This window comes from Symbiopectobacterium purcellii (assembly GCF_052050035.1).
GTDB lineage: Bacteria > Pseudomonadota > Gammaproteobacteria > Enterobacterales > Enterobacteriaceae > Symbiopectobacterium > Symbiopectobacterium purcellii_A.
This window is the reverse complement of record NZ_CP189882.1, coordinates 259283-280899: the sequence shown is the minus strand read 5'-3', so window position 1 is coordinate 280899 and position 21617 is coordinate 259283. Positions and strand designations below refer to the sequence as shown.

Annotated in this window: 21 protein-coding genes and 2 pseudogenes; 13 read left to right on the top strand and 10 right to left on the bottom strand. The window is 53.9% G+C overall.

Features of this window, described 5'->3' with window-relative positions; all coding sequences use genetic code 11:
• Window positions 1-209: 209 nt before the first annotated feature.
• The 4 genes and pseudogenes from ACQGXV_RS03050 to hpt form a co-directional block, all read left to right on the top strand.
• Window positions 210-668 (top strand): annotated as a pseudogene (locus ACQGXV_RS03050) (hypothetical protein); the annotation flags it as partial.
• 82 nt (window positions 669-750) lie between these two features.
• Entirely contained in the window at window positions 751-1089 is a 339-nt protein-coding gene (locus ACQGXV_RS03045) for a helix-turn-helix domain-containing protein (RefSeq protein ID WP_440864841.1), read from the top strand.
• Between the two features lie 180 nt (window positions 1090-1269).
• A complete protein-coding gene (locus ACQGXV_RS03040) occupies window positions 1270-1848 on the top strand; it encodes a transposase family protein (protein WP_440863592.1) in 579 nt (192 codons plus the stop codon).
• A gap of 165 nt (window positions 1849-2013) precedes the next feature.
• The gene (gene hpt / locus ACQGXV_RS03035) at window positions 2014-2550 is read left to right on the top strand and encodes a hypoxanthine phosphoribosyltransferase (RefSeq protein WP_440864840.1); all 537 of its coding nucleotides are present in this window, start codon (window positions 2014-2016) and stop codon (window positions 2548-2550) included.
• Between the two features lie 44 nt (window positions 2551-2594).
• On the opposite strand, the gene can is transcribed toward hpt, so the two are convergent.
• Window positions 2595-3236 (bottom strand): carbonate dehydratase, encoded by a 642-nt coding sequence (gene can, locus ACQGXV_RS03030; protein ID WP_440864839.1) that lies wholly within the window; start codon window positions 3234-3236, stop codon window positions 2595-2597.
• Between the two features lie 114 nt (window positions 3237-3350).
• On the opposite strand from can, the gene ACQGXV_RS03025 reads away from it, so the two are divergent.
• Together ACQGXV_RS03025 and ACQGXV_RS03020 are read left to right on the top strand one after the other, a co-directional pair.
• A complete protein-coding gene (locus ACQGXV_RS03025) occupies window positions 3351-4304 on the top strand; it encodes an ABC transporter ATP-binding protein (protein ID WP_440864838.1) in 954 nt (317 codons plus the stop codon).
• Window positions 4301-5071: an ABC transporter permease gene (locus ACQGXV_RS03020; RefSeq protein ID WP_440864837.1), complete on the top strand. Its 771-nt coding sequence runs from the start codon at window positions 4301-4303 to the stop codon at window positions 5069-5071. Before ACQGXV_RS03025 ends, ACQGXV_RS03020 begins: the two co-directional genes overlap by 4 nt.
• Window positions 5072-5104: 33 nt before the next feature.
• Here ACQGXV_RS03020 and panD read toward each other — a convergent pair whose 3' ends face one another.
• The 9 genes from panD to thpR all read right to left on the bottom strand — a co-directional run bounded on the left by panD (window position 5105) and on the right by thpR (window position 12621).
• Window positions 5105-5485 (bottom strand): aspartate 1-decarboxylase, encoded by a 381-nt coding sequence (gene panD, locus ACQGXV_RS03015; protein WP_222157838.1) that lies wholly within the window; start codon window positions 5483-5485, stop codon window positions 5105-5107.
• A 34-nt stretch (window positions 5486-5519) separates the two neighbouring features.
• Window positions 5520-6374 carry a pantoate--beta-alanine ligase gene (gene panC, locus ACQGXV_RS03010; RefSeq protein ID WP_440864836.1) on the bottom strand — a complete coding sequence of 285 codons (855 nt, stop codon included), beginning with the start codon at window positions 6372-6374 and terminating at the stop codon, window positions 5520-5522.
• 291 nt (window positions 6375-6665) lie between these two features.
• Window positions 6666-7460: a 3-methyl-2-oxobutanoate hydroxymethyltransferase gene (panB, locus tag ACQGXV_RS03005; protein WP_440864835.1), complete on the bottom strand. Its 795-nt coding sequence runs from the start codon at window positions 7458-7460 to the stop codon at window positions 6666-6668.
• A 113-nt stretch (window positions 7461-7573) separates the two neighbouring features.
• Window positions 7574-8065, bottom strand: a complete 492-nt coding sequence (gene folK / locus ACQGXV_RS03000) for a 2-amino-4-hydroxy-6-hydroxymethyldihydropteridine diphosphokinase (protein ID WP_440864834.1) — start codon at window positions 8063-8065, stop codon at window positions 7574-7576.
• Window positions 8062-9465 (bottom strand): polynucleotide adenylyltransferase PcnB, encoded by a 1404-nt coding sequence (pcnB, locus tag ACQGXV_RS02995; RefSeq protein WP_222161130.1) that lies wholly within the window; start codon window positions 9463-9465, stop codon window positions 8062-8064. Before pcnB ends, folK begins: the two co-directional genes overlap by 4 nt.
• Before the next feature lie 282 nt (window positions 9466-9747).
• Window positions 9748-10626, bottom strand: coding sequence for a tRNA glutamyl-Q(34) synthetase GluQRS (gluQRS, locus tag ACQGXV_RS02990; RefSeq protein ID WP_440864833.1), 879 nt, complete (start codon window positions 10624-10626; stop codon window positions 9748-9750).
• Between the two features lie 80 nt (window positions 10627-10706).
• Window positions 10707-11162 (bottom strand): RNA polymerase-binding protein DksA, encoded by a 456-nt coding sequence (gene dksA / locus ACQGXV_RS02985; RefSeq protein ID WP_196905643.1) that lies wholly within the window; start codon window positions 11160-11162, stop codon window positions 10707-10709.
• Window positions 11163-11342: 180 nt separating this feature from the next.
• The gene (gene sfsA, locus ACQGXV_RS02980) at window positions 11343-12074 is read right to left on the bottom strand and encodes a DNA/RNA nuclease SfsA (RefSeq protein ID WP_440864832.1); all 732 of its coding nucleotides are present in this window, start codon (window positions 12072-12074) and stop codon (window positions 11343-11345) included.
• Between the two features lie 4 nt (window positions 12075-12078).
• Window positions 12079-12621: an RNA 2',3'-cyclic phosphodiesterase gene (thpR, locus tag ACQGXV_RS02975; RefSeq protein ID WP_440864831.1), complete on the bottom strand. Its 543-nt coding sequence runs from the start codon at window positions 12619-12621 to the stop codon at window positions 12079-12081.
• Window positions 12622-12690: 69 nt separating this feature from the next.
• Between thpR and ACQGXV_RS02970 the strand changes: the two genes are divergently transcribed.
• The 7 genes and pseudogenes from ACQGXV_RS02970 (at window position 12691) to fhuB (ending at window position 21417) form a co-directional block, all read left to right on the top strand.
• Complete coding sequence (locus ACQGXV_RS02970) at window positions 12691-12849, top strand: helix-turn-helix domain-containing protein (protein ID WP_440864830.1); 159 nt, start codon at window positions 12691-12693, stop codon at window positions 12847-12849.
• A gap of 132 nt (window positions 12850-12981) precedes the next feature.
• Window positions 12982-13254, top strand: coding sequence for an IS630 transposase-related protein (locus ACQGXV_RS02965; protein ID WP_440867192.1), 273 nt, complete (start codon window positions 12982-12984; stop codon window positions 13252-13254).
• Window positions 13178-13711 (top strand): IS630 family transposase, encoded by a 534-nt coding sequence (locus tag ACQGXV_RS02960; RefSeq protein ID WP_440867179.1) that lies wholly within the window; start codon window positions 13178-13180, stop codon window positions 13709-13711. The genes ACQGXV_RS02965 and ACQGXV_RS02960 overlap by 77 nt, the downstream gene beginning before the upstream one ends.
• A gap of 168 nt (window positions 13712-13879) precedes the next feature.
• A complete protein-coding gene (hrpB, locus tag ACQGXV_RS02955; protein ID WP_440864829.1) occupies window positions 13880-16342 on the top strand; it encodes an ATP-dependent helicase HrpB in 2463 nt (820 codons plus the stop codon).
• 135 nt (window positions 16343-16477) lie between these two features.
• Window positions 16478-18964, top strand: a complete 2487-nt coding sequence (gene mrcB / locus ACQGXV_RS02950; protein WP_440864828.1) for a bifunctional glycosyl transferase/transpeptidase — start codon at window positions 16478-16480, stop codon at window positions 18962-18964.
• 17 nt (window positions 18965-18981) lie between these two features.
• Entirely contained in the window at window positions 18982-19515 is a 534-nt protein-coding gene (fhuD, locus tag ACQGXV_RS02945; RefSeq protein WP_440864827.1) for a Fe(3+)-hydroxamate ABC transporter substrate-binding protein FhuD, read from the top strand.
• Window positions 19499-21417: pseudogene (fhuB, locus tag ACQGXV_RS02940) on the top strand (Fe(3+)-hydroxamate ABC transporter permease FhuB). Before fhuD ends, fhuB begins: the two are co-directional and overlap by 17 nt.
• Window positions 21418-21617 lie beyond the last annotated feature (200 nt).

Genomic DNA, 21617 nt, shown 5'->3' with positions numbered 1-21617 from the left:
CCCTAATTCACCATTTGATTTGTCCGCTCCACCCAACATGTTGTTTCCTTATGGTTCCTACACCGAAAAGGATATCAACATGCTGAGCAGAGAGGACTTTTTCATGATATAGCCAAGCGACATTATTTTGATAACAGCCAGCTATGCTTCTTTGCCGCATATCAGGGCATAGGATGTAATCATTTTTAAGTCGGTTGGCTATAAAGCAAATGCGCCATCAGGGGGCTTACATTGTCGATATTGCCACCCAAATCGGTTGTTCCGAGCGCACCTTCAGCCGGTATCTGCGTTATCCATCTCCGCCGGCCCGTAAGGCCCGGCTGCGAATGGAAAAACTCCGCCCTTTCATGGAGTACATCGATATGCGTCTGACCGAAAACGTCTGGAACGCCGAAGTGATATTCCATGAAATCAGAAAGATGGGCTATCCCGGCGGACGCTCCACGCTTCGGGCTTACATCCAGCCCAAACGTAAAATGCGGCCGGGTAAAAAGACCGTGCGCTTCGAAACCCAGCCAGGTTACCAGTTACAGCATGACTGGGGAGAAATCGAGGCGGAGGTGTCTGGTGAACGCTGCAAAATCAACTTCGCCGTGAACACGCTGGGTTACTCGCGTCGCCTCCACGTCTTTGCGGCACCGAGCCAGGATGCGGAGCATACCTATAAACTAGTTGCTGAATAGAGACTTGCATTTTTTGTCAGGCTATTGAGAATAAAAAGAGGTTTAACTTAGAGAATAAAGGTTTGAAATGATCAACAAAGAGCGGTTGTTACGAGATAATCGTTTATGTAAAGCAATCATTGGATTATCAGTCGAAGAATTGAAAAATTTAGCCGCTGAATTTTCAGCTTGTTATTTGATTTATCGGAAAAAGAATCGAAAAGATCACGAGCGGCAGATGGGTGCAGGGCAGAAAGGATTTATCCCAACCCCATTAGATAAACTGCTTTTTATTTTATTGTATTTAAAATGTTATCCGACCTATGATTTGCAAGGACTTCTTTTTGGTTTAGATAGAACACGGGTATGTCGCTGGGTAAAAATATTATTGCCGGTTTTAGAGATGACCTTGGGGCGGCTTTGTTGAATAATTTAAGATACTGATTTATATAAGCATTATAAAATTTCAACGACTAATTTTTCCTCTCGGAATGCTTTTTATTGTGCTAACTATTTGATTTGTCGTTCTAACAAAATACATTCTCTGTAAATGCATTCTAACTAAAGAAGATGTAAATCAAACGGTTAAATTATTCAACAAAGCCCCTTGGGGCGAGAATGTGTTTTGCCCGCTCGTCAAATTCGCTCTGCTGAGGAATTTTTTCGCGCCTTTCCTGGAGTTAAAGACGTCTTTATTGATGGGACAGAGCGACCTGTCCAAAAGCCTAAGAATCTGCGTCGGCGAAAAAAAATGTATTCGGGAAAGAAAAGACAGACCACTCGAAAAGGGCTTATTATGACTGACGAAACAAGGCAAATTGGATTTATCCCCATGAGCAAAAATGGGCGCCGTCACGATAAACGCTTACTCGATAAAGTCGATATAATTCGCCATATTCCTCCTGAGGTAACCATCTGGGCAGATACCGGTTTTCAAGGTATAGATAAACAGCATCCTAATACACAAATCCCAAAAAAAGGAACTCGAAAAAGACCTTTATCGCCTGAACAAAAACAAGAAAATAAAATAATCTCGGGCATCCGTATTACAGTTGAACACGCCATCGCGGGTATCAAGCGCCTCGGTTGCATGACCCAAATTTTACGGAATCGTAGACCCTTTATTGATGATACCTTCTTACTCCTTAGCGCCGGTCTTTGGAATTTCCATCTCAGAACAGCGTAAAATTTACTTCAATCACCGAAACACCCTTATTTCACTATTAAGCAACACGCTTATTGAGAACCCTGCCCTGTGGCGTTATACTGCGCGCCTCAAAGAGACCGTGAACAGGCTGCGAAAAAGCTGCGTAGCTCTTGGTGTCGCCCTTTTTTAAAACGAGTGATGTGTATGATGAAACATGCTGTGGACGTCATGATTGCCGAAGCGGACGTTCGCGCGCGCGTGAGAGCATTGGGTCAGGAAATCAGCCAGCACTATCGTGGCAGCGACAGCGATCTGGTGTTAGTCGGGCTGCTGCGCGGTTCGTTTATTTTCATGGCCGATTTATGCCGTGCCATCGATGTTTCCCACGAAGTGGACTTTATGACGGCGTCCAGCTACGGCAGCGGGACCAGCTCTACGCGAGACGTCAAGATCCTCAAAGATCTGGATGGAGACATCCGTGGTAAACATGTGTTGATCGTGGAAGACATTATCGATTCCGGTAACACCCTGAGCAAAGTACGCGAAATTCTGCGTCTGCGTGAGCCTGCGTCGCTGGCCATCTGTACGCTGTTGGATAAGCCGGAGCGTCGGGAAGTGGACGTGGAAGTTGAGTGGGTCGGTTTTTCTATTCCTGACGAATTTGTGTTGGGATACGGCATCGACTACGCGCAGCATTATCGTCATTTGCCCTATATCGGCAAGGTGATTCCGCAGGAATAAGTTGTCGCGGCAAATCGAGGGGCACATAAGGTGCCCCTGTAATATCAGATCAGGGAAGAGATGGCGCGGCGATAGCGCTGTTCCAGCGTTTCGCGGCTGGTTGCGGTCACTTCCAGATCGCTTAACAAACCGTCCTTGATGCCATAAACCCAACCGTGGATCGTGACCTTTTGGCCGCGTTTCCAGGCGGATTGCATGATGGTGGAGTGGCCCAAGTTGTAGACTTGTTCTACTACATTGATTTCACACAGTTTGTTAAAGCGTTCTTCGGGCGGCAATTCTCCCAGCAGCGAGCTATGCTTGTACCACAAATCACGGATGTGCAGCAGCCAGTTGTTGATAAGCCCCAATTCAGGGTTTTCTACCGCCGCCTGCACGCCGCCGCAACCGTAATGCCCGCATATGATGATGTGTTCGACTTCGAGCACTTCAACGGCATATTGCACTACGGAAAGGCAGTTTAAATCGGTGTGGATAACCAGGTTTGCCACATTGCGGTGAACGAACAGTTCGCCGGGTGCAAGGCTGGTCAGGCTTTCCGCGGGTACGCGACTGTCAGAGCAGCCAATCCAAAAAAAACGGGGTTTTTGTGCCAACGCCAGACGTTCAAAGTAACCCGGATCTTCTTCAACCATGGTGTTGGACCAACGCTGGTTGTTGGCGATGAGCGTTTCAATATCTTTCATGAAAGTAAATGGCCTGTGACAAAAAAAGGGCAGTGAAAGGTAATATAAGGCAAGCGTGAATGTTTTAAAATCGAAACTGAGTCACTCATTGATAATAGGGCTAGTTAACTTGTTATGACATATGCACTGGAACTGGAGAAACTGACCAAAACGTACCCTGGGGGCGTCAAGGCAGTGCGCGGTATCGATCTGCGCGTGGAGGCTGGGGATTTTTATGCGCTGCTGGGATCGAACGGCGCAGGGAAATCGACCACGATTGGTATCATCAGCTCACTGGTAAACAAATCTTCCGGTAAGGTGCGCGTTTTCGGCTACGATTTGGAGCGCGACATCGTTAACGCCAAGCGCCAACTCGGGCTGGTGCCTCAAGAGTTTAACTTCAACCCGTTTGAAACGGTGCTGCAAATCGTTACCCATCAGGCGGGGTACTATGGCGTGTCGCGTCAGGACGCCCTGCAACGGGCGGAGAAATACCTCAAGCAGCTCGATCTGTGGGAAAAGCGTCAGGAAAAGGCACGCATGCTCTCCGGCGGGATGAAGCGCCGTTTGATGATTGCACGTGCCCTGATGCATGAACCCAAACTGCTGATTCTCGATGAGCCGACCGCCGGGGTGGATATCGAACTGCGTCGTTCCATGTGGGGTTTCCTCAAGGCGCTGAACGCGCAGGGCACCACCATCATTCTCACCACGCACTACCTGGAAGAAGCGGAAATGCTGTGCCGCAATATCGGCATTATTCAGCATGGCGAATTGGTGGAAAACACCTCGATGAAGGCATTACTTGCGAATGTGCAATCGGAAACCTTTATTCTCGATCTCGCGCCGAAAAGCCCGCTGCCCAAGCTGGAGGGGTATGCCCACCGCCTGACCGATACCTCAACGCTGGAAGTGGACGTAATGCGTGAACAGGGACTCAATGGTGTTTTCAGCCAATTAAGCACGCAAGGGATCCAAATTTTGAGTATGAGTAACAAGGCGAACCGTCTGGAAGAGCTGTTCGTCTCCATGGTGAACGGTGAAAAGATGAAGCATGTGAAGACCAGCGGGGAGGCGAAAAAAGCATGACGCAGTTATATTGGGTCGCCTTGAAAAGTATCTGGACCAAAGAGATCAACCGCTTCAGTCGTATCTGGATACAAACGCTGGTGCCGCCAGTGATCACCATGACGCTCTATTTCATTATCTTCGGTAGCCTGATTGGCTCCCGTATTGGCGAAATGCACGGTTTCGATTACATGCAGTTTATCGTGCCTGGGCTCATCATGATGTCGGTGATCACCAATGCCTATGCCAACGTCGCAGCATCTTTCTTCAGTGCCAAATTCCAGCGCAATATTGAAGAACTGCTGGTGGCGCCCGTTCCGACACACATCATTATTGCCGGTTACGTGGGGGGCGGGGTAGCCCGTGGCGTATGTGTCGGCGTGCTGGTCACGGCGGTGTCGCTGTTTTTTGTTCCGCTGCATGTGCATGCCTGGTGGGTGGTGGTGGTGACGCTGTTGCTGACCGCGGTACTGTTCTCGCTGGCCGGATTGCTCAATGCGGTATTTGCCAAAACCTTTGATGACATCAGCCTTATTCCGACGTTTGTGCTAACGCCGTTAACCTACCTTGGCGGCGTGTTTTATTCGTTGACGCTGCTGCCGCCATTTTGGCAAGCGGTGTCCAAGCTCAACCCCGTGGTGTACATGATAAGCGGCTTACGCTTTGGTTTTCTCGGTATTCAGGATGTACCGCTAGCCTTCACCATGACGGTGTTGTCGGTGTTTATTCTGGTATTTTATGTGCTGGCGTGGTGGCTGATTGAAAGCGGACGTGGTCTGCGGAGTTGATAAAAAAAACGGGGCCTACTGGCCCCGTAGCTTTTAGGCGACCTGAACCGGAATCGCCTTCGCCTGGCGCGACATCAGATTATCGCCGGAGAAATAGGCGACTTTCGGGTGGTGCGTGCGTGCTTCTTCGTCTGACATCTGTACATAGGAGCAGATAATCAGTTTGTCACCAACGCAGGCGCAGCGTGCCGCCGCCCCGTTGACAGAAATAATGCGTGATCCTCTTTCTGCCGCAATGGCATAGGTAGAGAAACGCGCTCCGTTATCCACGTTGTAGATATCGATGGCTTCGTATTCCAGAATGCCCGCTGCATCCATGAAATCCTGATCGATGGCGCAGGAGCCTTCATAGTGGAGATCTGCCTGGGTGACTTTTACCCGGTGCAGCTTACCTTGTAGCATGGTGCGTATCACTGTCGGTTACCTCAGTTAATGTCTGTCATGCCAGTCAATCGACCAGAACGACCTGCTGATTATCAATCAAGCGGGCCTTACCCAGCCAGGCTGCCATCAATAACACCGCCCGCGTGCTGGCTACGGTCAGTTCTTGCAGCGTATCCGCATCACGAATGTAGAGCTCATCGGGCGTGAACCCGGCTTCGCGTAACTCTTCTGCGGCACGGGTGACTATCTCCTCAAGCTGACGATCGCCGTTGCTGAGTTGATCAACCATCTGATCCATGATGCGTTTTAGCGCGGGCGCCGACTGGCGCTCTTCCGGACTAAGATAACCGTTGCGCGAACTCAGTGCCAGCCCGTCCGGTGCGCGAACAATCGGCACACCGACGATATCAATGTCGTAGCCCATGTCGCGTACCATTTGGCGAATCAGCGCTAGCTGCTGGTAATCCTTTTCACCAAAGCAGGCGATATCGGGTTGTACCATGTTAAACAGCTTGCTGACAATGGTTGCCACACCGCGAAAATGGCCCGGACGGCTGGCGCCTTCCAGCATGGCAGACAGCCCCGGTACCTCGACAAACGTTTGCTGGCCCAGCCCATGCGGATAGACCGCCTCTGGCGAAGGTGCAAACACCAGATCCACGTTACGGCGGGTTAACTTTTCGCAATCCTCTTGCAAGGTGCGTGGATAACGTTTCAGATCGTCGGGTTTATCGAACTGCATCGGGTTGACGAAAATGGAGACAATAACGATATCGGCGCGTGCCCGCGCCTCGTCTACCAGCGTCATGTGTCCGTCATGCAGATTGCCCATGGTGGGCACCAATGCAATGCGTTTCCCCTCTTGACGCCAGCGGCGAATCTCACGGCGTAATAGCAAAGGGGTTTCAAGAATCAACACGGTCTTGCTCCTTTGTACCCGTCATCCTTCACGTTGCAGATGCGTTGGCTGCGCTCACTCATCCGAATCACTTACCTGAGTAAGCGCATCGGGATAAATGAATCTCATCCCTGAGATTTACCCTGCGGGCGAGCGCAGGCGCTGTTCAAATCTGTTCCAGACAGATTTGTCCTTCACTTGCCGCCTTCCTGCAACTCGAATTATTTAGGGCAATGTTCATTATGTTTGCAATATCTGCTGTGGTAGTGACTACCTGTGGCCAACCGCTCGGCAGGTAGCGAAAACGTTAATTTAACGGAACGAATGTTCCTCGGCAGGGTAAAGTCCCTGCTCAACTTCCTGCACATAAAGACGCGCGGCGGCGGGGATGTCGGCGCTTTGTGCCAAAAAGTTTTTGGCAAATTTGGGCGTGTTCTCGCCGGTGATGCCGAACGCATCGTGCATCACCAGAATTTGACCATCGGTGACGTTACCTGCGCCAATGCCGATAACCGGGATCGACAATGCCTCGGTGACACGCTGGGCCAGCGGCACGGGCACGCATTCCAACACCAAAAGTTGGGCTCCCGCCGCCTCCAGCGCTAACGCGTCATCCAGCAATTGCGCCGCCGCAGCCTCATCGCGTCCCTGAACTTTGTAGCCGCCGAAAATATTCACCGATTGCGGTGTTAATCCCAGATGGCCACATACCGGCACCGCGCGCTCGGTCAGCATCTTCACCGTGGGAGAAATCCATTGGCCGCCTTCCAGTTTTACCATGTTGGCACCGGCGCGCATCACTTCCGCCGCGTTAGTAAATGTTTGCTCTGGCGTGGTATAAGCCATAAACGGCAGGTCGGCAAGCAGTAGACATAGAGGGGCACCGCGCCGTACGCAGCGGGTGTGATAGGCAATGTCACTGACAGTGACTGGCAGCGTGGAATCATGGCCTTGTAACGTCATGCCCAGCGCATCCCCTACCAGCATCACTCGAATGCCATTGTCGTAGAATAAGCGGGCAAAACTGGCGTCATAAGCGGTAATGGTCGCGAATTTAAGCTTCTCCTGCTTACACTTGCGTAGGTAGGTCAGGGTTGTCGGTTTCATTGGCAGCCTCCCAGAATCGAAAAAGTCAGGAGAGCATCTTAAAGGAAGCCTGCCTTAAGGCATAGTCCCTTAAGGCATAGTCGTTGAAGGGGGGAAATGCGACGTAAGGGATATCAGTCTTGCGCATCCCACAGCGTCATACCATTGCGTGGCACGGCAGACAGGCGCAATGCCAGTGCTTCACCGTCAGGAAAGTGCAAATCCGGGGCGATATCGGCCAGCGGGTACAACATGAATTCCCGGTTTTTCATGTCGTAGTGAGGCACGGTTAAACGCGGGGTGTGCAGGGTTTCATTGCCATACAGCAGAATATCCAGATCTAGCGTGCGCTGCCCCCAGCGGTGCGCTTTGCGTTCGCGGCCATGCTGCTGCTCAATGGCTTGGGTGTGATCGAGCAGAATTTCCGGCGCGAGCGTGGTGTCCAATGTCACCACGGCATTGAGATAGTCGGGCTGATCTTGCGGACCCAACGGACGGCTGCGATAAAACGGTGAGCAGCACAGCACGCGGGTGTGTGGCACCGTATCCAGCGCCGCCAGCGCGGAGTTAACCTGCTGTAGCGGATGCGCCATGTTGCTACCCAGCGCCAGATAAACGCGTGTCACGAGGTTCTTTCTCGGCGCGGCGCACTCGGCTTACGGCGTCGGGAATGGCGATGAGGCGTAGGGCCATCGTCCAGCGTGCTGAGCATGGCTTGCTGGCGCGGCAGCGTGGCGACCTGAAATTCTCCCCACCATTGAGAGAGACGTTGCAACTCTGGCTGACGCTCTATTTCGGCGCGCAGGCTCAACAAATCGTAGGCAGCACGGAATTTCGGGTGCTCCATCAGCTTGTAGGCGCGTTTGCCCTGACGGCGCGACAGGCGCAACTGCAACTGCCAGATATCACGCACTAACGAGGTGATGCGTTTAGGAATGGCAAGGGAGCGGCACTGTTCGTCCAGAATATCGTTCATGGCCAGTGCGAAGGAGTCGAAGTAGGTTAATCCACTTTCTTGCGCCAGTTTCTGTGCATGCTCGATCAACGGATACCACAGCATGGCGGCAAACAAAAATGCCGGGTTAACGCGCATGTCATTTTGCAGCCGCTGGTCGGTGTTCTTTAACACCAGCGCCACCATTTTTTCCAGATGGCTATCGCTGTTAGGCGTAAAATGGCGGCTGATCAGTGGGAACAGCGGCTGAAACAGTTGGTATTCGCACAGCAAACGGTACGTCGGGTAACCGTAACCCGCTTGCAACAGCTTCAACGATTCCTCAAACAAGCGTGCGGCGGGGATATCGTGCAGCAATGTCGCCAGACGCGGAATCGGCTCGGCAGTTTCCGGGCTGATGGTCATGTTCAGTTTGGCGGCGAAACGCACGGCGCGCAGCATGCGTACCGGATCTTCCCGATAGCGGGTTTCCGGATCGCCAATCAACCGGATCACCCCTTGGCGCAGATCGTTCAACCCGCCGGTGTAATCACGCACGCTGAAGTCGGCGACGCTGTAATAGAGGCTATTAATGGAGAAATCGCGACGTTGCGCATCTTCTTCAATGCTGCCGAAAATATTATCACGTAACAGCATGCCGCTCTGGGCTTGCTGAGAGGTGGTTTTTAGCTGCTGCTCCTGATGCTGCTCGTGATGACCGCGAAAGGTCGCGACTTCAATCACTTCAGGACCAAACATCACGTGAGCGAGACGGAAGCGGCGGCCAACCAAGCGGCAATTGCGAAATAATTTACGCACCTGCTCCGGCGTCGCATTGGTGGTGATATCGAAATCTTTTGGCTTTTTCCCCAGCAGCAGATCTCTGACGCCGCCGCCAACCAGATAGGCTTCATAGCCTGATTTGTTCAGGCGATAGAGTACCTTCAGCGCATTTTCGCTGATATCACTGCGCGAAAGGGTATGCTGGTCGCGCGGAATCACGGTCATGGCCTGACGCACGGGCTCCGCGGTGGCCACGTCATTGTCGCGGCTGAGTACCTTGCGACAGAAATTAGCGACTCGGGTAAAGATGGTACACCTCGATAGTGATGAAAAAATAACGGTACAACAAAAAATAGCGGCTAATCATAGCTCACCGCGCCACCTTTGAGAATGCCGATGTTGCCTCAGCCACATCGGATGCTCCGATTAACGGGATATCTCCGCCATACTTCATGCCGCAGGTGCGTTGGCGACGCTCATTATTCGGCCCATCCCAGGACATCACCTCTTATGAGGCCGCCGCACGCGGCATTCAAATCTGCTTCCGGCCGATTTGTCACGGGTTTGCCGCCTTCCTGCCACTCGACGAATTTAGGCTATAGACGCAAGTGACAAATGGTTAACGGCCCACTGTAAAAGGAGCGGTAACGCCATATCCTGCCAATGCGCCGGCACCGGTTGATTCAGAAAGCGCAGCGCGCTTAACAGTACCGGACGCGGATCGCCATCCGGTAGTGCAGGCGCGTGGTTCTGCTTGGAAAGCTTATTTCCCTGCGCGTTGAGCGCCAGCGGTAAATGGATGTAATCCGGCACCGGATAGCCTAGCTGTTGATAGAGTGCGATCTGCCGGACTGTGGGGGCGATCAGATCTGCGCCGCGCACAATTTCCGTTACCCCTTGATCGTGGTCATCCACCACAACGGCAAGATTATAGGCGAATAATCCATCGCGGCGGTGAATGATAAAATCTTCCTGCGCCAGCGCCGGGTCGGCATACAGCTCTCCGCGCAGCCTGTCGTGAAAGTGCAATACCGGGTTGTCTTGGCGCAAACGCAGCGCAGCGCGGGCGGAGCCCAATTGGCGCGTACGGCAATGGCCATCATACTGTCCGCCCAGTGAATGAATGCGTTGGCGTGTGCAATCGCAGTAGTAGCACTGATGGCGGGCTTTCAGTGCGGCCAGCACTTCCAGATAACGCGCATGCCGTTGGGACTGATAAAGCACTGAGCCATCCCATTGCAAACCGTAGTGTTCCAACTGTGAAAGAATGCGGCTTGCCGCACCAGCAACTTCGCGTGGCGGATCGATGTCTTCAATGCGCACCAGCCAACGGCCGCCATGGGCGCGTGCCTGTAGATAGCTGCCTAATGCAGCGATCAGAGAACCAAAATGAAGATCGCCGGAAGGCGATGGGGCAAAACGGCCGGTATAACGATGGGTATCAGGCATAGGGGTGAACAAGGCCTGCATGTCACTCCCGCATTCGGTGCCGGGAGATGACGCTATGGCAAAAACGTAAAGCGGAACAGCTTTTCCGCCCTACTGTGAGATTATCCCGCCATCTGTTTTTCGCGGATTTCCGCCAGTGTTTTGCAGTCAATGCATAAATCGGCGGTAGGACGCGCTTCCAGGCGACGGATACCAATTTCAACACCACAAGAATCACAGTAGCCGAAGTCCTCGTCTTCGATTTTCTGTAGTGTTTTGGAAATCTTTTTGATCAGCTTGCGTTCTCGATCACGGTTACGCAGTTCTAGACTGAACTCTTCTTCCTGTGCGGCGCGATCGACCGGATCAGGGAAGTTGGCTGCTTCATCGCGCATATGGGAAACGGTGCGATCCACTTCATCCCTGAGTTGATTGCGCCATGCTTCAAGAATACGCTTGAAATGAGCCAATTGGGCGTCGTTCATGTACTCTTCGCCCGGCTTTTCCTGGTACGGCTCCACTCCGGCAATTGCGAGAATGCTCAGAGAAGATGTCTTACGGTTTTGCTCTTCTTGCATGTTGCTTCTCCTACATAACACGACACGCACTATCGATCCCTAAGGGGGGAGAAAAACAGGCCGCTGTAAATAGCAGATGGAAATGGGGTTGGCAATAATTCCTGTCACAGGCCTGATAAGGTGCCAGGAACCTCGTCGTCACATCCGATAATAAACAACAGGTAAAGACACCTACCGTCTTTATCGCGTTACGGTTAACGGCAACGGGTACGTGAGCGTAATACCGTCAGGGCATAATGTGGTGCCATAGCAAAAAATTTCAACCCCCTTTTGCCGCGCTTCGCAAAATAATTCTGCATAGCGGGCATCGATGTGGTGTGCAGGCGCAACCTCGGCGATACCAGAGTGCAGAACTGCGAAAAACAGCACTGCACGTTCGCCATTTTCGGCTACCTGCATCAATTCGCGCAGGTGCTTTTGTCCACGCAGCGTCACGGCGTCGGGAAAAAATCCCTGGTGAGGCGGCATATGCAACGGTGTTTGTTGCAATAATGTAACTGACTTCACCTCAATATAGCAGTTAATCTGCCCCGGTGCCTGTAACAGCAGGTCAATACGGCTGTTCTCCGTGCCGTATTTCACTTCAGGGGTGATCTGGCGGTAGCCAGCCAACTCAGGAATGCGTTGTGCCAGCAGCGCTTCATGCACCAGATGATTGGCGCGTAGCGTATTGACACAAATCCAATGCCCCTGTGCTGTTTCTGTCAGTTCCCAACTGTGCGCGTATTTACGCTTGGGATTATCCGAGGTGGAGTACCACACCGTATCACCCGGCGTGGCGCACCCCGTCATTGCACCGGTATTGGCACAGTGCAGCGTAAAGGTTTCTCCTTCGGGCGTAACCACATCGGCAAAGAAGCGTTTGTAACGCTTAATCAACCGTGCCGGTTTGAGCGGTGGTGTAAAGTTCATCCGGTTATCCTGCGTTATGGTGGGTTAACGGCCATTCTGCGACCTGTTGATAGCGGGTTTTTCCCTGTTCCCAGCGAGATTCATACAGGGCAAAGCGCTCGGCAGATAACGTCCAGTCAAAATGGGCAGTGGGAAGCGCCACGGGGCGCGTGGCACCGCGCAACAGTGTGATATGCGGGTGATAGGGTTGCGGGCTTTGGTAGCAACCGCTGCGTGCCGCTTGAGATCGCAGCAGCGCAGCCAATTGCAGCAAACCGCGCGGTGCCTGACGACAGCCCAGCCACACCACACCGGGGCGCGGCCACTGGCCTGCGTCGTTAAGCTGTAACTGAAAGGCGGGCTGGCGGATCCTGTTGGCCAGCAGCCGAAGGGCACGCTCTTTTTGCTCGCTCACGTCACCCAAAAAGGCCAGGGTCATATGCATATTGGCGGCAGCGACCGGTCGTCCCGCCTCCGGGGCAAAATGCTGGGCACGCCATTGAACCAGCGTTTGCGCCAGTGAATCGGGTAAGGACAAGGCAAAAAACAGGCGGCGTGTGCTCAACATGGCTCTCTCTCTACGCGGATAACCGAGGATGCTATAGCTAAACGACTTAATTTTGATTACATTATTTAAATGAGCTATTCAATTGATTTTAGACGTAAAGTGATATCTACACGGAAAAACGAAGGGTTGAGTATCCGAGAAACAGCGAAGCAATTTCGGATTGGCCCTGCCTCTGTATCGCGTTGGATTAATCAAATAGAGGCTTTGTTGAATAATTTAACATGCTGATTTACATAATTATTATAACACTTCAACAACTAAGTTTTCCAGCCGTAATGCTTTTTATTGTGCTAACTACTTGATTTGTCGTTCTAACAAAATACAGTCTCTGTACATGCATTCTACCTAAAGAAGATGTAAATCAAACGGTTAAATTATTCAACAAAGCCTCAAATAGAGTCAAAAGCATCGACCACGCGTCAGCGAAAGATCGATAAATCCGAGTTGATAAAAGATGTTGAACAATATCCAGATGCTTACCAAAAAGAACGTGCAGAGCGTTTTGGCGTTTGTCAGAAGGCCATTTGGCAAGCGCTTAAAAAGCTGGGATTGACCTATAAAAAAAACTCTACGTCATCCGAAAGCCGACGAAAACGCCCGGCAGGGATTTCAACAAAAAAAACAACAGTATGAAAAAGAAGGTAAACCTATTGTTTTTATTGATGAAAGTGGTTTTTCACACGATACCCCACGGACTCACGGCTATTCCCCAAAAGGTCAACGGTGTTTTGGCCTGAAGAACTGGGGAGCTAGGGGAAGAACAAATGTTATCGGCGCTTTATTAGGCACAACGCTGTTTGCTATCGGATTATTTGATATCAATATTAACAGCGATGTTTTCTATGCCTGGGTCACACAAGTCCTTATCCCAGTACTCCCTAAAAACAGTGTAATCATGATGGACAATGCCACTTTTCACAAAAAACATAATATTCAACAAGTCATCATCGATGCAGGGTATATGGTGGAGTATTTGCCTACATATTCGCCAGATCTTAACCCAATTGAGCATAAATGGGCACAAGCAAAAAGCAAAAAAAGAGAGATGGGTTGCGATACAGAGAGTTTGTTCTCAGTCCATATGGTGTAATCAAAATTAAGTCGCTTGGCTATACAATGCCGGTTCGAAGGCGACAACCACCGCTTTCGCGCAAAACGCTATTTTGTGCGAACATGGCGGTGTGACAGGATCTCATTATAAATAGATCGTTTTGTCAGAGAGATAAGCGGCCATCACTGTGCTGTAGAGGAGAATACTGTGAGTTTACCGCCGGTCAGCGCCGTGCTGAATGAGGTGATTGACGCGTTAGGCCGTGCGCCTCAGGTGTTATTGCACGCACCTACTGGGGCGGGGAAATCCACCTGGCTACCGCTAAAATTGCTGGAAATGGGCGGGTTCTCTGGCCGGATCATTTTGCTTGAGCCGCGGCGGTTAGCGGCCAAAAACGTGGCATGGCGCCTGGCGGAACAGCTGGGTGAAACGCCGGGCGGCACCATCGGGTACCGCATGCGCGCTGAAACGCGCGTCGGCCCTCAGACGCGCATCGAAGTTGTCACCGAAGGGGTGCTGACACGCATGCTGCAACGGGATGCCGAACTGACGGGCGTGTCGCTGGTTATTTTGGATGAATTTCATGAGCGCAGCTTACAGGCAGATTTGGCATTGGCGCTGCTGATCGATGTTCAGCAGGGTCTGCGCGAGGATCTGGCGTTGCTCATTATGTCCGCCACGCTGGATAACGCGCGTCTGGCGGCGTTATTACCGACGGCGGAGACGGTCGTGTCACAGGGGCGGGCATTTCCGGTGGATCGCCACTATCAGCCGTTGGGCAACCAGGAACGGCTGGAAGAGGGCATCGCCCGGCAGATTCGCCGTTTACTGACGGAACAGCCCGGATCGGTGTTGGTGTTTTTATCTAGCGTTGCTGAGATCAAACGGGTTGACGCTATGCTGCAAGAGACGCTTACCAACGATGTGGACGTCTGCCCACTGTACGGTGCGCTGACGCTTGCCGACCAGCAGAAAGCGATTCTCCCTGCCGCGCCGGGGCGGCGTAAAGTGGTGTTGTCCACCAATATTGCCGAAACCAGCCTGACCATTGAAAGTATTCGGCTGGTGGTCGATAGTGGACTGGAGCGTGTTGCCCGATTTGATGTGAAAAGCGGGCTGACGCGCTTGGTGACGCAGCGCATCAGTCAGGCATCAATGACGCAACGGGCGGGGCGCGCCGGACGACTGGAAGCGGGCCTCTGTTTTCATCTGTGCGCTAAAGATCAGGCGGAGCGTACCGCCGCACAAAGCAGCCCGGAAATGTTAAACAGCGATTTGAGCAGCGTCTGGCTTGAACTGCTGCAATGGGGTTGCACCTCCGTTGATTCACTCATCTGGCTGGATACCCCGCCGATGCCTGCTCTTGAGGCTGCGCGTCGTTTGCTGACGCAATTGCAGGTAACCGACAATGCTGGGAAACTGACCACCCGCGGACGCAATATCGCCCGACTGGGCATCGAGCCTCGTTTGGCGGCGATGCTGCACAGCACCGTACAGCAGGATGCGCCGACGCAGGCTACCGCCTGTCTGCTGGCGGCGCTGTTGGAAGAACCGCCGCGTATGGGGCCGCTGGATATTGAACGTTTGCTTGCACGACCGTCGCCCTCTTGGCGGCAGCGTGCCGCACAGTTGATGACGCGTCTGGCGGGAAAATCGGCGAGCTGGCGCGAGCCACAGCACGTTGCCGCATTGCCTGCGCTGTTGGCGTTTGCCTATCCCGATCGCATTGCCCAACGGCGCAGCGCCGATGGTCGTTATCAGTTGGCGAGCGGGTTGGGCGCACGCTTGCCATTGGATGAGCCGCTGGCGGCGCAGGAGTGGCTGATTGCACCGATACTGATGTTATCGGAAGGAACCCAGAGCGCTGATGCGCGTATTACGCTGGCATTGCCCATTGATATTGATGCGCTCATCACGCAGCGCCCTGACCTGGTATCAGAACAGAACATCGTGCACTGGGATGAAGAAAAAGGTACCCTGCGCGCCAGTCGACGTGAGTGCATTGGCTGCCTGACGCTGCGTCACCAACCGCTGAATAAGCCCTCTGATGAGGCGATGCAGCAGGCGCTGCTCAACTGGGTACGCGAGCAGGGGCTGGCCGCACTCAACTGGCAAAACGACGCGGAACAGCTGCGGATACGCGTGGCTTGCGCGCAGCGTTGGCTCGCCGAGGGCGGCTGGCCCGCCATGGACGATGACGCTTTGCTGGCAACGCTGGATACCTGGTTACTGCCCTCGCTGCACGGTGTGCGAGATGTGCGTACACTGCGACAGATTGACCTTTACGAGGCGTTGCTGCGCCTGCTGGATTGGCCGCTGCGACAGCGGCTGGAAAGCGCGCTGCCGCGCTATTATACCGCACCGGGCGGCAGCCATCTGCCGTTGCGCTATCATCACGATCAGCCGCCAGCGCTGGCGGTGCGTATGCAGGAGATGTTTGGTGAGCGGCAGAACCCCACGGTGGCAGAAGGGCGCGTTGCCGTGGTGTTGGAACTGCTCTCTCCGGCGCACCGACCTTTGCAGATCACGCGCGATCTGGCCGCGTTCTGGCAAGGCGCGTACCGCGAGGTGCAAAAAGAGATGAAAGGGCGTTATCCCAAACACGTATGGCCGGACGATCCTGCCAATACTGCGCCGACGCGGCGCACGAAGAAATACCAAACGCTCTGATACGGTAGTGCAACGTATTTCAGACGGTTCTGCTTTTCTGAAACCGGGCGGAACAACAGAGTAAGCGACGACAGTCAGCGCCTACGTCTATCGTGGAGCTGTTATTGTCATTAACCTGACGGAGAAGTAACCGCAATGTCACAGGACGATCGTGAACCTATCGGACGCAAAGGAAGAGCGTCAGGACGAAAACCGCCGCGCCCTCAGGCGACCCGGCGTCGTAGTCGAAGGGATGACTATGAAGAAGAGGATGACGTCTATCAGGATGACATTGATGAAGAAGACGACGAGTACGATGAGTACGACGATGAGGACGAGATTAGCAAAAAACCGCTTAAAAAAAGACGCTGGCTTGGGTTGTTCATCAAGCTGTCGCTGGTCTTCGCCGTGGTGCTTGCGCTGTATGGCGTCTATCTTGACAGCCAGATTCGCAGCCGAATCGAAGGCAAAGTGTGGCAACTGCCTGCGGCCGTTTATGGTCGAATGGTGAACCTTGAGCCTGGCATGTCCTACAGCCAGAAAGAGATGATCAGCCTGCTGGAAGGGATGCAATACCGTCAGGTATCGCGTATCACCCGGCCGGGTGAATTCAGCGTGCGTGGCAATACCATTGATATACTTCGCCGCCCGTTCGATTTCCCCGATGGCAAGGAAGGGCAGATCAACGCCCGACTGATCTTCACCAACGATCGTCTGGCGCAGATCCAAAACCTGGAGAACCAACGTAATTTTGGTTTCTTCCGCCTCGATCCGCGTCTGATCACCATGATGCAATCCCCCAACGGGGAGCAGCGGCTGTTCGTGCAGCGTTCCGGTTTCCCTGATTTACTGGTTGATACGCTGGTTGCGACCGAAGACCGCCATTTTTATCAGCATGACGGCATCAGATTCCTGTCTATTGGCCGTGCTTTTCTGGCGAACATCACGGCAGGCCGTGCGGTGCAAGGCGGGAGTACCCTGACGCAGCAGTTGGTGAAAAACCTGTTTCTCACCAATGAACGATCCTTGTGGCGTAAAGCGAACGAAGCCTATATGGCGCTGATCATGGATTACCGCTACAGTAAGGATCGTATTCTTGAGCTGTACCTGAACGAAGTGTATCTCGGTCAGAGCGGCAACGATCAGATTCGTGGTTTCCCGCTTGCCAGCCTCTATTACTTCGGTCGTCCGGTTAATGAACTGAGTCTGGATCAGCAGGCGCTGTTGGTCGGCATGGTAAAAGGCGCTTCGCTTTATAACCCGTGGCGTAACCCGCAACTGACACTAGAACGGCGTAATCTGGTGCTGCGTTTGCTGCAAAATCAACAGATTATTGACGAAGATCTCTACAACATGCTGAGCGCTCGCCCGTTAGGGGTGCAGCCGAAAGGGGGCGTGATCACTCCGCAACCTGCCTTTATGCAGTTGGTGCGCCAGGAGTTGCAGCAACGCCTGGGGGATAAGGTAAAAGATCTTTCCGGCGTGAAAATTTTCACCACGCTGGATCCGGTGTCGCAGGATGCGGCTGAAAAAGCAGTGGAAGAGGGGGTTCCGGCGCTGCGCGCGGCGCGCAACGTTAGCGATCTGGAATCGGCCATGGTGGTTGTCGATCGCTTTAGCGGTGAAATTCGCGCCATGGTAGGTGGTGCTCAAACCCAATACGCCGGTTTTAACCGTGCGCTGCAGGCGCGTCGTCCTGTGGGGTCACTGGCAAAACCGCCGACTTACCTGACCGCGTTGAGCCAGCCGGATACTTTCCGTCTCAATACCTGGTTGGCGGATGAGCCGCTCTCGCTCAAGCAGCCGAACGGGCAGGTGTGGCAACCGAACAACTACGATCGCCAGTTCCGTGGACGCGTGATGTTGGTGGATGCATTAGCCAACTCGCTGAACGTGCCGACGGTCAATCTGGGGATGACGGTTGGGCTGGAGCAGATTAGCAATACGCTGCAACGTTTGGGTATCCCAAAAGAGGTTATCCAAACGGTGCCCGCTATGCTACTGGGGGCCATCAGCCTGACACCGATGGAAGTGGCGCAGGAATATCAAACCATCGCCAGCGGCGGTAATCGCGCGCCGTTGTCGGCGCTGCGTTCGGTGATTGCGGAAGACGGCAGCGTGCTGTATCAAAGCTTCCCACAGGCTGAACGTGCGGTGCCGGCGCAGGCGGCGTACCTGACGATGTATGGCATGCAGCAGGTGGTTGAGCGCGGAACGTCACGCTCATTGGCGGTGAAGTTCCGCAATTACCATCTGGCAGCGAAAACCGGGACCACCAACGATCTGCGCGACAGTTGGTTTGCCGGTATTGATGGCAAAGAAGTGGCAATAACCTGGGTGGGGCGCGATAACAACGGTCCGGCGAAACTGAACGGTGCCAACGGTGCGTTAACGCTGTATCGTCGTTATTTGGAAAACCAGACGCCGCTGGCGCTGATGTTGACGCCGCCGGAAGGTATTGCGACCATGACCGTCGATGGCGGCGGCCAGTTTATCTGTAATGGCAGCGCAGGCCGGGCATTGCCGGTGTGGACGGAAAACCCACAGGCGCTGTGCCAGAGCGCGCAACAGCAGCAACAAACGCCTGCTCAGCAAAATGACAGCGGTGTCGCTGACTGGATCAAAGAGATGTTTGGTCAGTAACCTAGCCGTTTATGCTGATGAACGACGCCGGACGGCCGATGACCATGGCAAAGGCGTCGCTGCGCCAACTGGCCCAACGGTTAGCCATTCCCGACGCCGCGGAACAGCATCTGTACACCTTTTCAACCTTTATGCAGCAGGCCAAGGTGCAGTTTCAACCCTACACCCGTCGTCCGCTGTTGCTGTTCTCTTTTATCGACAGCACGCACGTCTTGATTATCGCGAAGAACAGCCTGTTTCAGGAAGTGATGGATGAACTCGGCATTGAAAACGCCTGGCGTGAGGAAACCAGTTTCTGGGGCAGCGTGGTGGTGGGCGTTGAGCGTCTGGCGGACATTCAGGATGCCAACGCCATCTGTTTTGGTCACGGTGACGAGGCCATGATGGCGCAGGTAGCACGCAGCCCGTTATGGCAGGCACTGCCGTTTGTGCGCCAGCGACGCTGGCAGCGCGTACCGGCGGTGTGGCTGTATGGCAGCAAGCTGTCGGCAATGCGTTTTTGTCAGGTATTGCAGGATGCGCTGGAGGCTCGCCATGACATCAATACCTAAGCGCTCCGGCGCGGTGCTGATAGTGGCTGGCATGCTGGCGGTGTTGCTGTTGATGATGGCCGTCAATCTGCGCCACGCGTTGCCAGTGGCAGCGTGGTGGCTGGCCGTCGCCAGCCCCGAAACGGATGACTTACGCCAACTGTTGTTCCATTACAGCCTGTTACCTCGCATGACGCTCTCGCTGCTGGTCGGGGCGGGACTGGGGTTGGCGGGACTGCTGTTTCAGCAGGTGCTGCGCAATCCGCTCGCGGAACCGGCTACGCTGGGCATTGCCACCGGCGCTCAGCTCGGGGTGACGGTGGCAACCTTATGGATGCTGCCAGGCGGCGAGGTCGCGCAGCAGTGGATGGCGGGGGCGCTCGGTATCGGCGTACTGGTGTTTGGCCTCTCATGGGGCAAGCAGATGTCGCCGATTACGTTGCTGCTTGCTGGATTGGTGCTGAGTTTTTACTGTGCTGCCGTCAATCAACTGCTGGTGCTGTTTAACCATGAGCAGCTACAAAACCTGTTTTTGTGGAGCAGCGGCATGCTTAACCAGCAGGATTGGAGCCGCGTGGCGTTTCTGTTTCCCCGGTTGCTGGTGTGTTTTGCGCTGGCGTTGCTGCTGTTGCGTCCACTGACGCTGTTGGGACTGGATGATGGCGTGGCGAGTAATCTGGGATTGGGCCTGGTGCTGGCGCGCTTAACCACGCTCGGTGTCGCGATTTTCCTCAGCGCTCAACTGGTCAACGTGGCGGGAATTATCGGCTTTGTTGGCCTGTTTACCCCGTTGCTGGCCAGCATGCTGGGAGTTCGTCGCTTGTGGCAACGGCTCTGGCTGGCGCCATTATTAGGGGCGCTGCTGCTGGGATTGACCGATCAAACCGTGCTGTGGCTGACCCGCGTCTGGCGTGAAGTTCCGACGGGAGCGTTGACGGCGCTGATTGTCGCCCCCTTGCTGCTGTGGCTGTTGCCGCGCTTACGCACTATGCACCAGCCTGCGTTGGTGCCATCTGGAGAGCGTAACGCCGTGGAACCCCGCTGGGGCCGCTGGCTGCTGGCAGGGATAATGCTGTTGCTGGGTGCTTTGGCAATAGCGCTGATGCTGGGTAAAGGCGCACAAGGCTGGCAATGGAGCCGCGGTGAGGAACTGGCACAGCTGTTACCCTGGCGCTGGCCGCGCGCGGTGGCGGCACTTACGGCGGGTATGATGCTGGCAATGGCGGGTACACTGATCCAGAAACTGACGGCTAACCCGATGGGCAGCCCGGAAGTATTGGGTATCAGCGCGGGCGCAGCGACCGGGGTTATTCTGTTGCTGTTCCTGATACCGGGAGACACCAGCGCATGGCAGTTGCCTGCGGGCAGCGCGGGTGCGGCGTTGACTCTGCTGGTGATGATCAGCATCGCCAGTCGCGGCGGGTTTTCCACACAGCGCATGCTATTGGCCGGGATTGCTCTTATTACCGCATTTTCCACCGTGCTTACGCTGCTGCTGGCGAGCGGCGATCCGCGCATGAGCGGCGTAATCACGTGGATTTCTGGTTCGACTTACGGCGTTGAATCTGAGCAGGCGATCAACACCGCGGGTGTGGCACTGGTGTTGGCGCTAATGGTGCCCTTGTGCCAACGTTGGTTGCGCATTTTGCCGTTGGGCAGCGTAACGGCTCAGGCGTTGGGCGTTGCCGTCACTCCAGTGCGCTTGCTGATTTTGCTGTTGGCATCGGTGCTGACCGCGATGGCAACCTTGACGGTGGGGCCACTCAACTTTGCTGTTCCGCACTGATTGGCGGCATATTGATGCTGTTGGCCGATTGGGCAGGACGCATGATCCTGTTTCCTAATCAGGTGCCTGCTGGCCTGCTGGCGACCTTTATCGGTGCACCTCACTTTATTTATCTGCTGCGTAAACAAGCCCATTAACGACCTGTTGGCAGGGAAAACCTTGCCAACAGGTAAACCCTATTTACATATTAAATGCAAATCCTTATCACTATAATTCTCATTATCTAATATTATATGGACTCAATAAGTCGATTTGTGCTTCAGGGGCACGACCATTGTCGGGCGTTAAACCGATGATAGCCAGGTAAAACGGTGTCGTGTCAGCATGAGGCACGCTT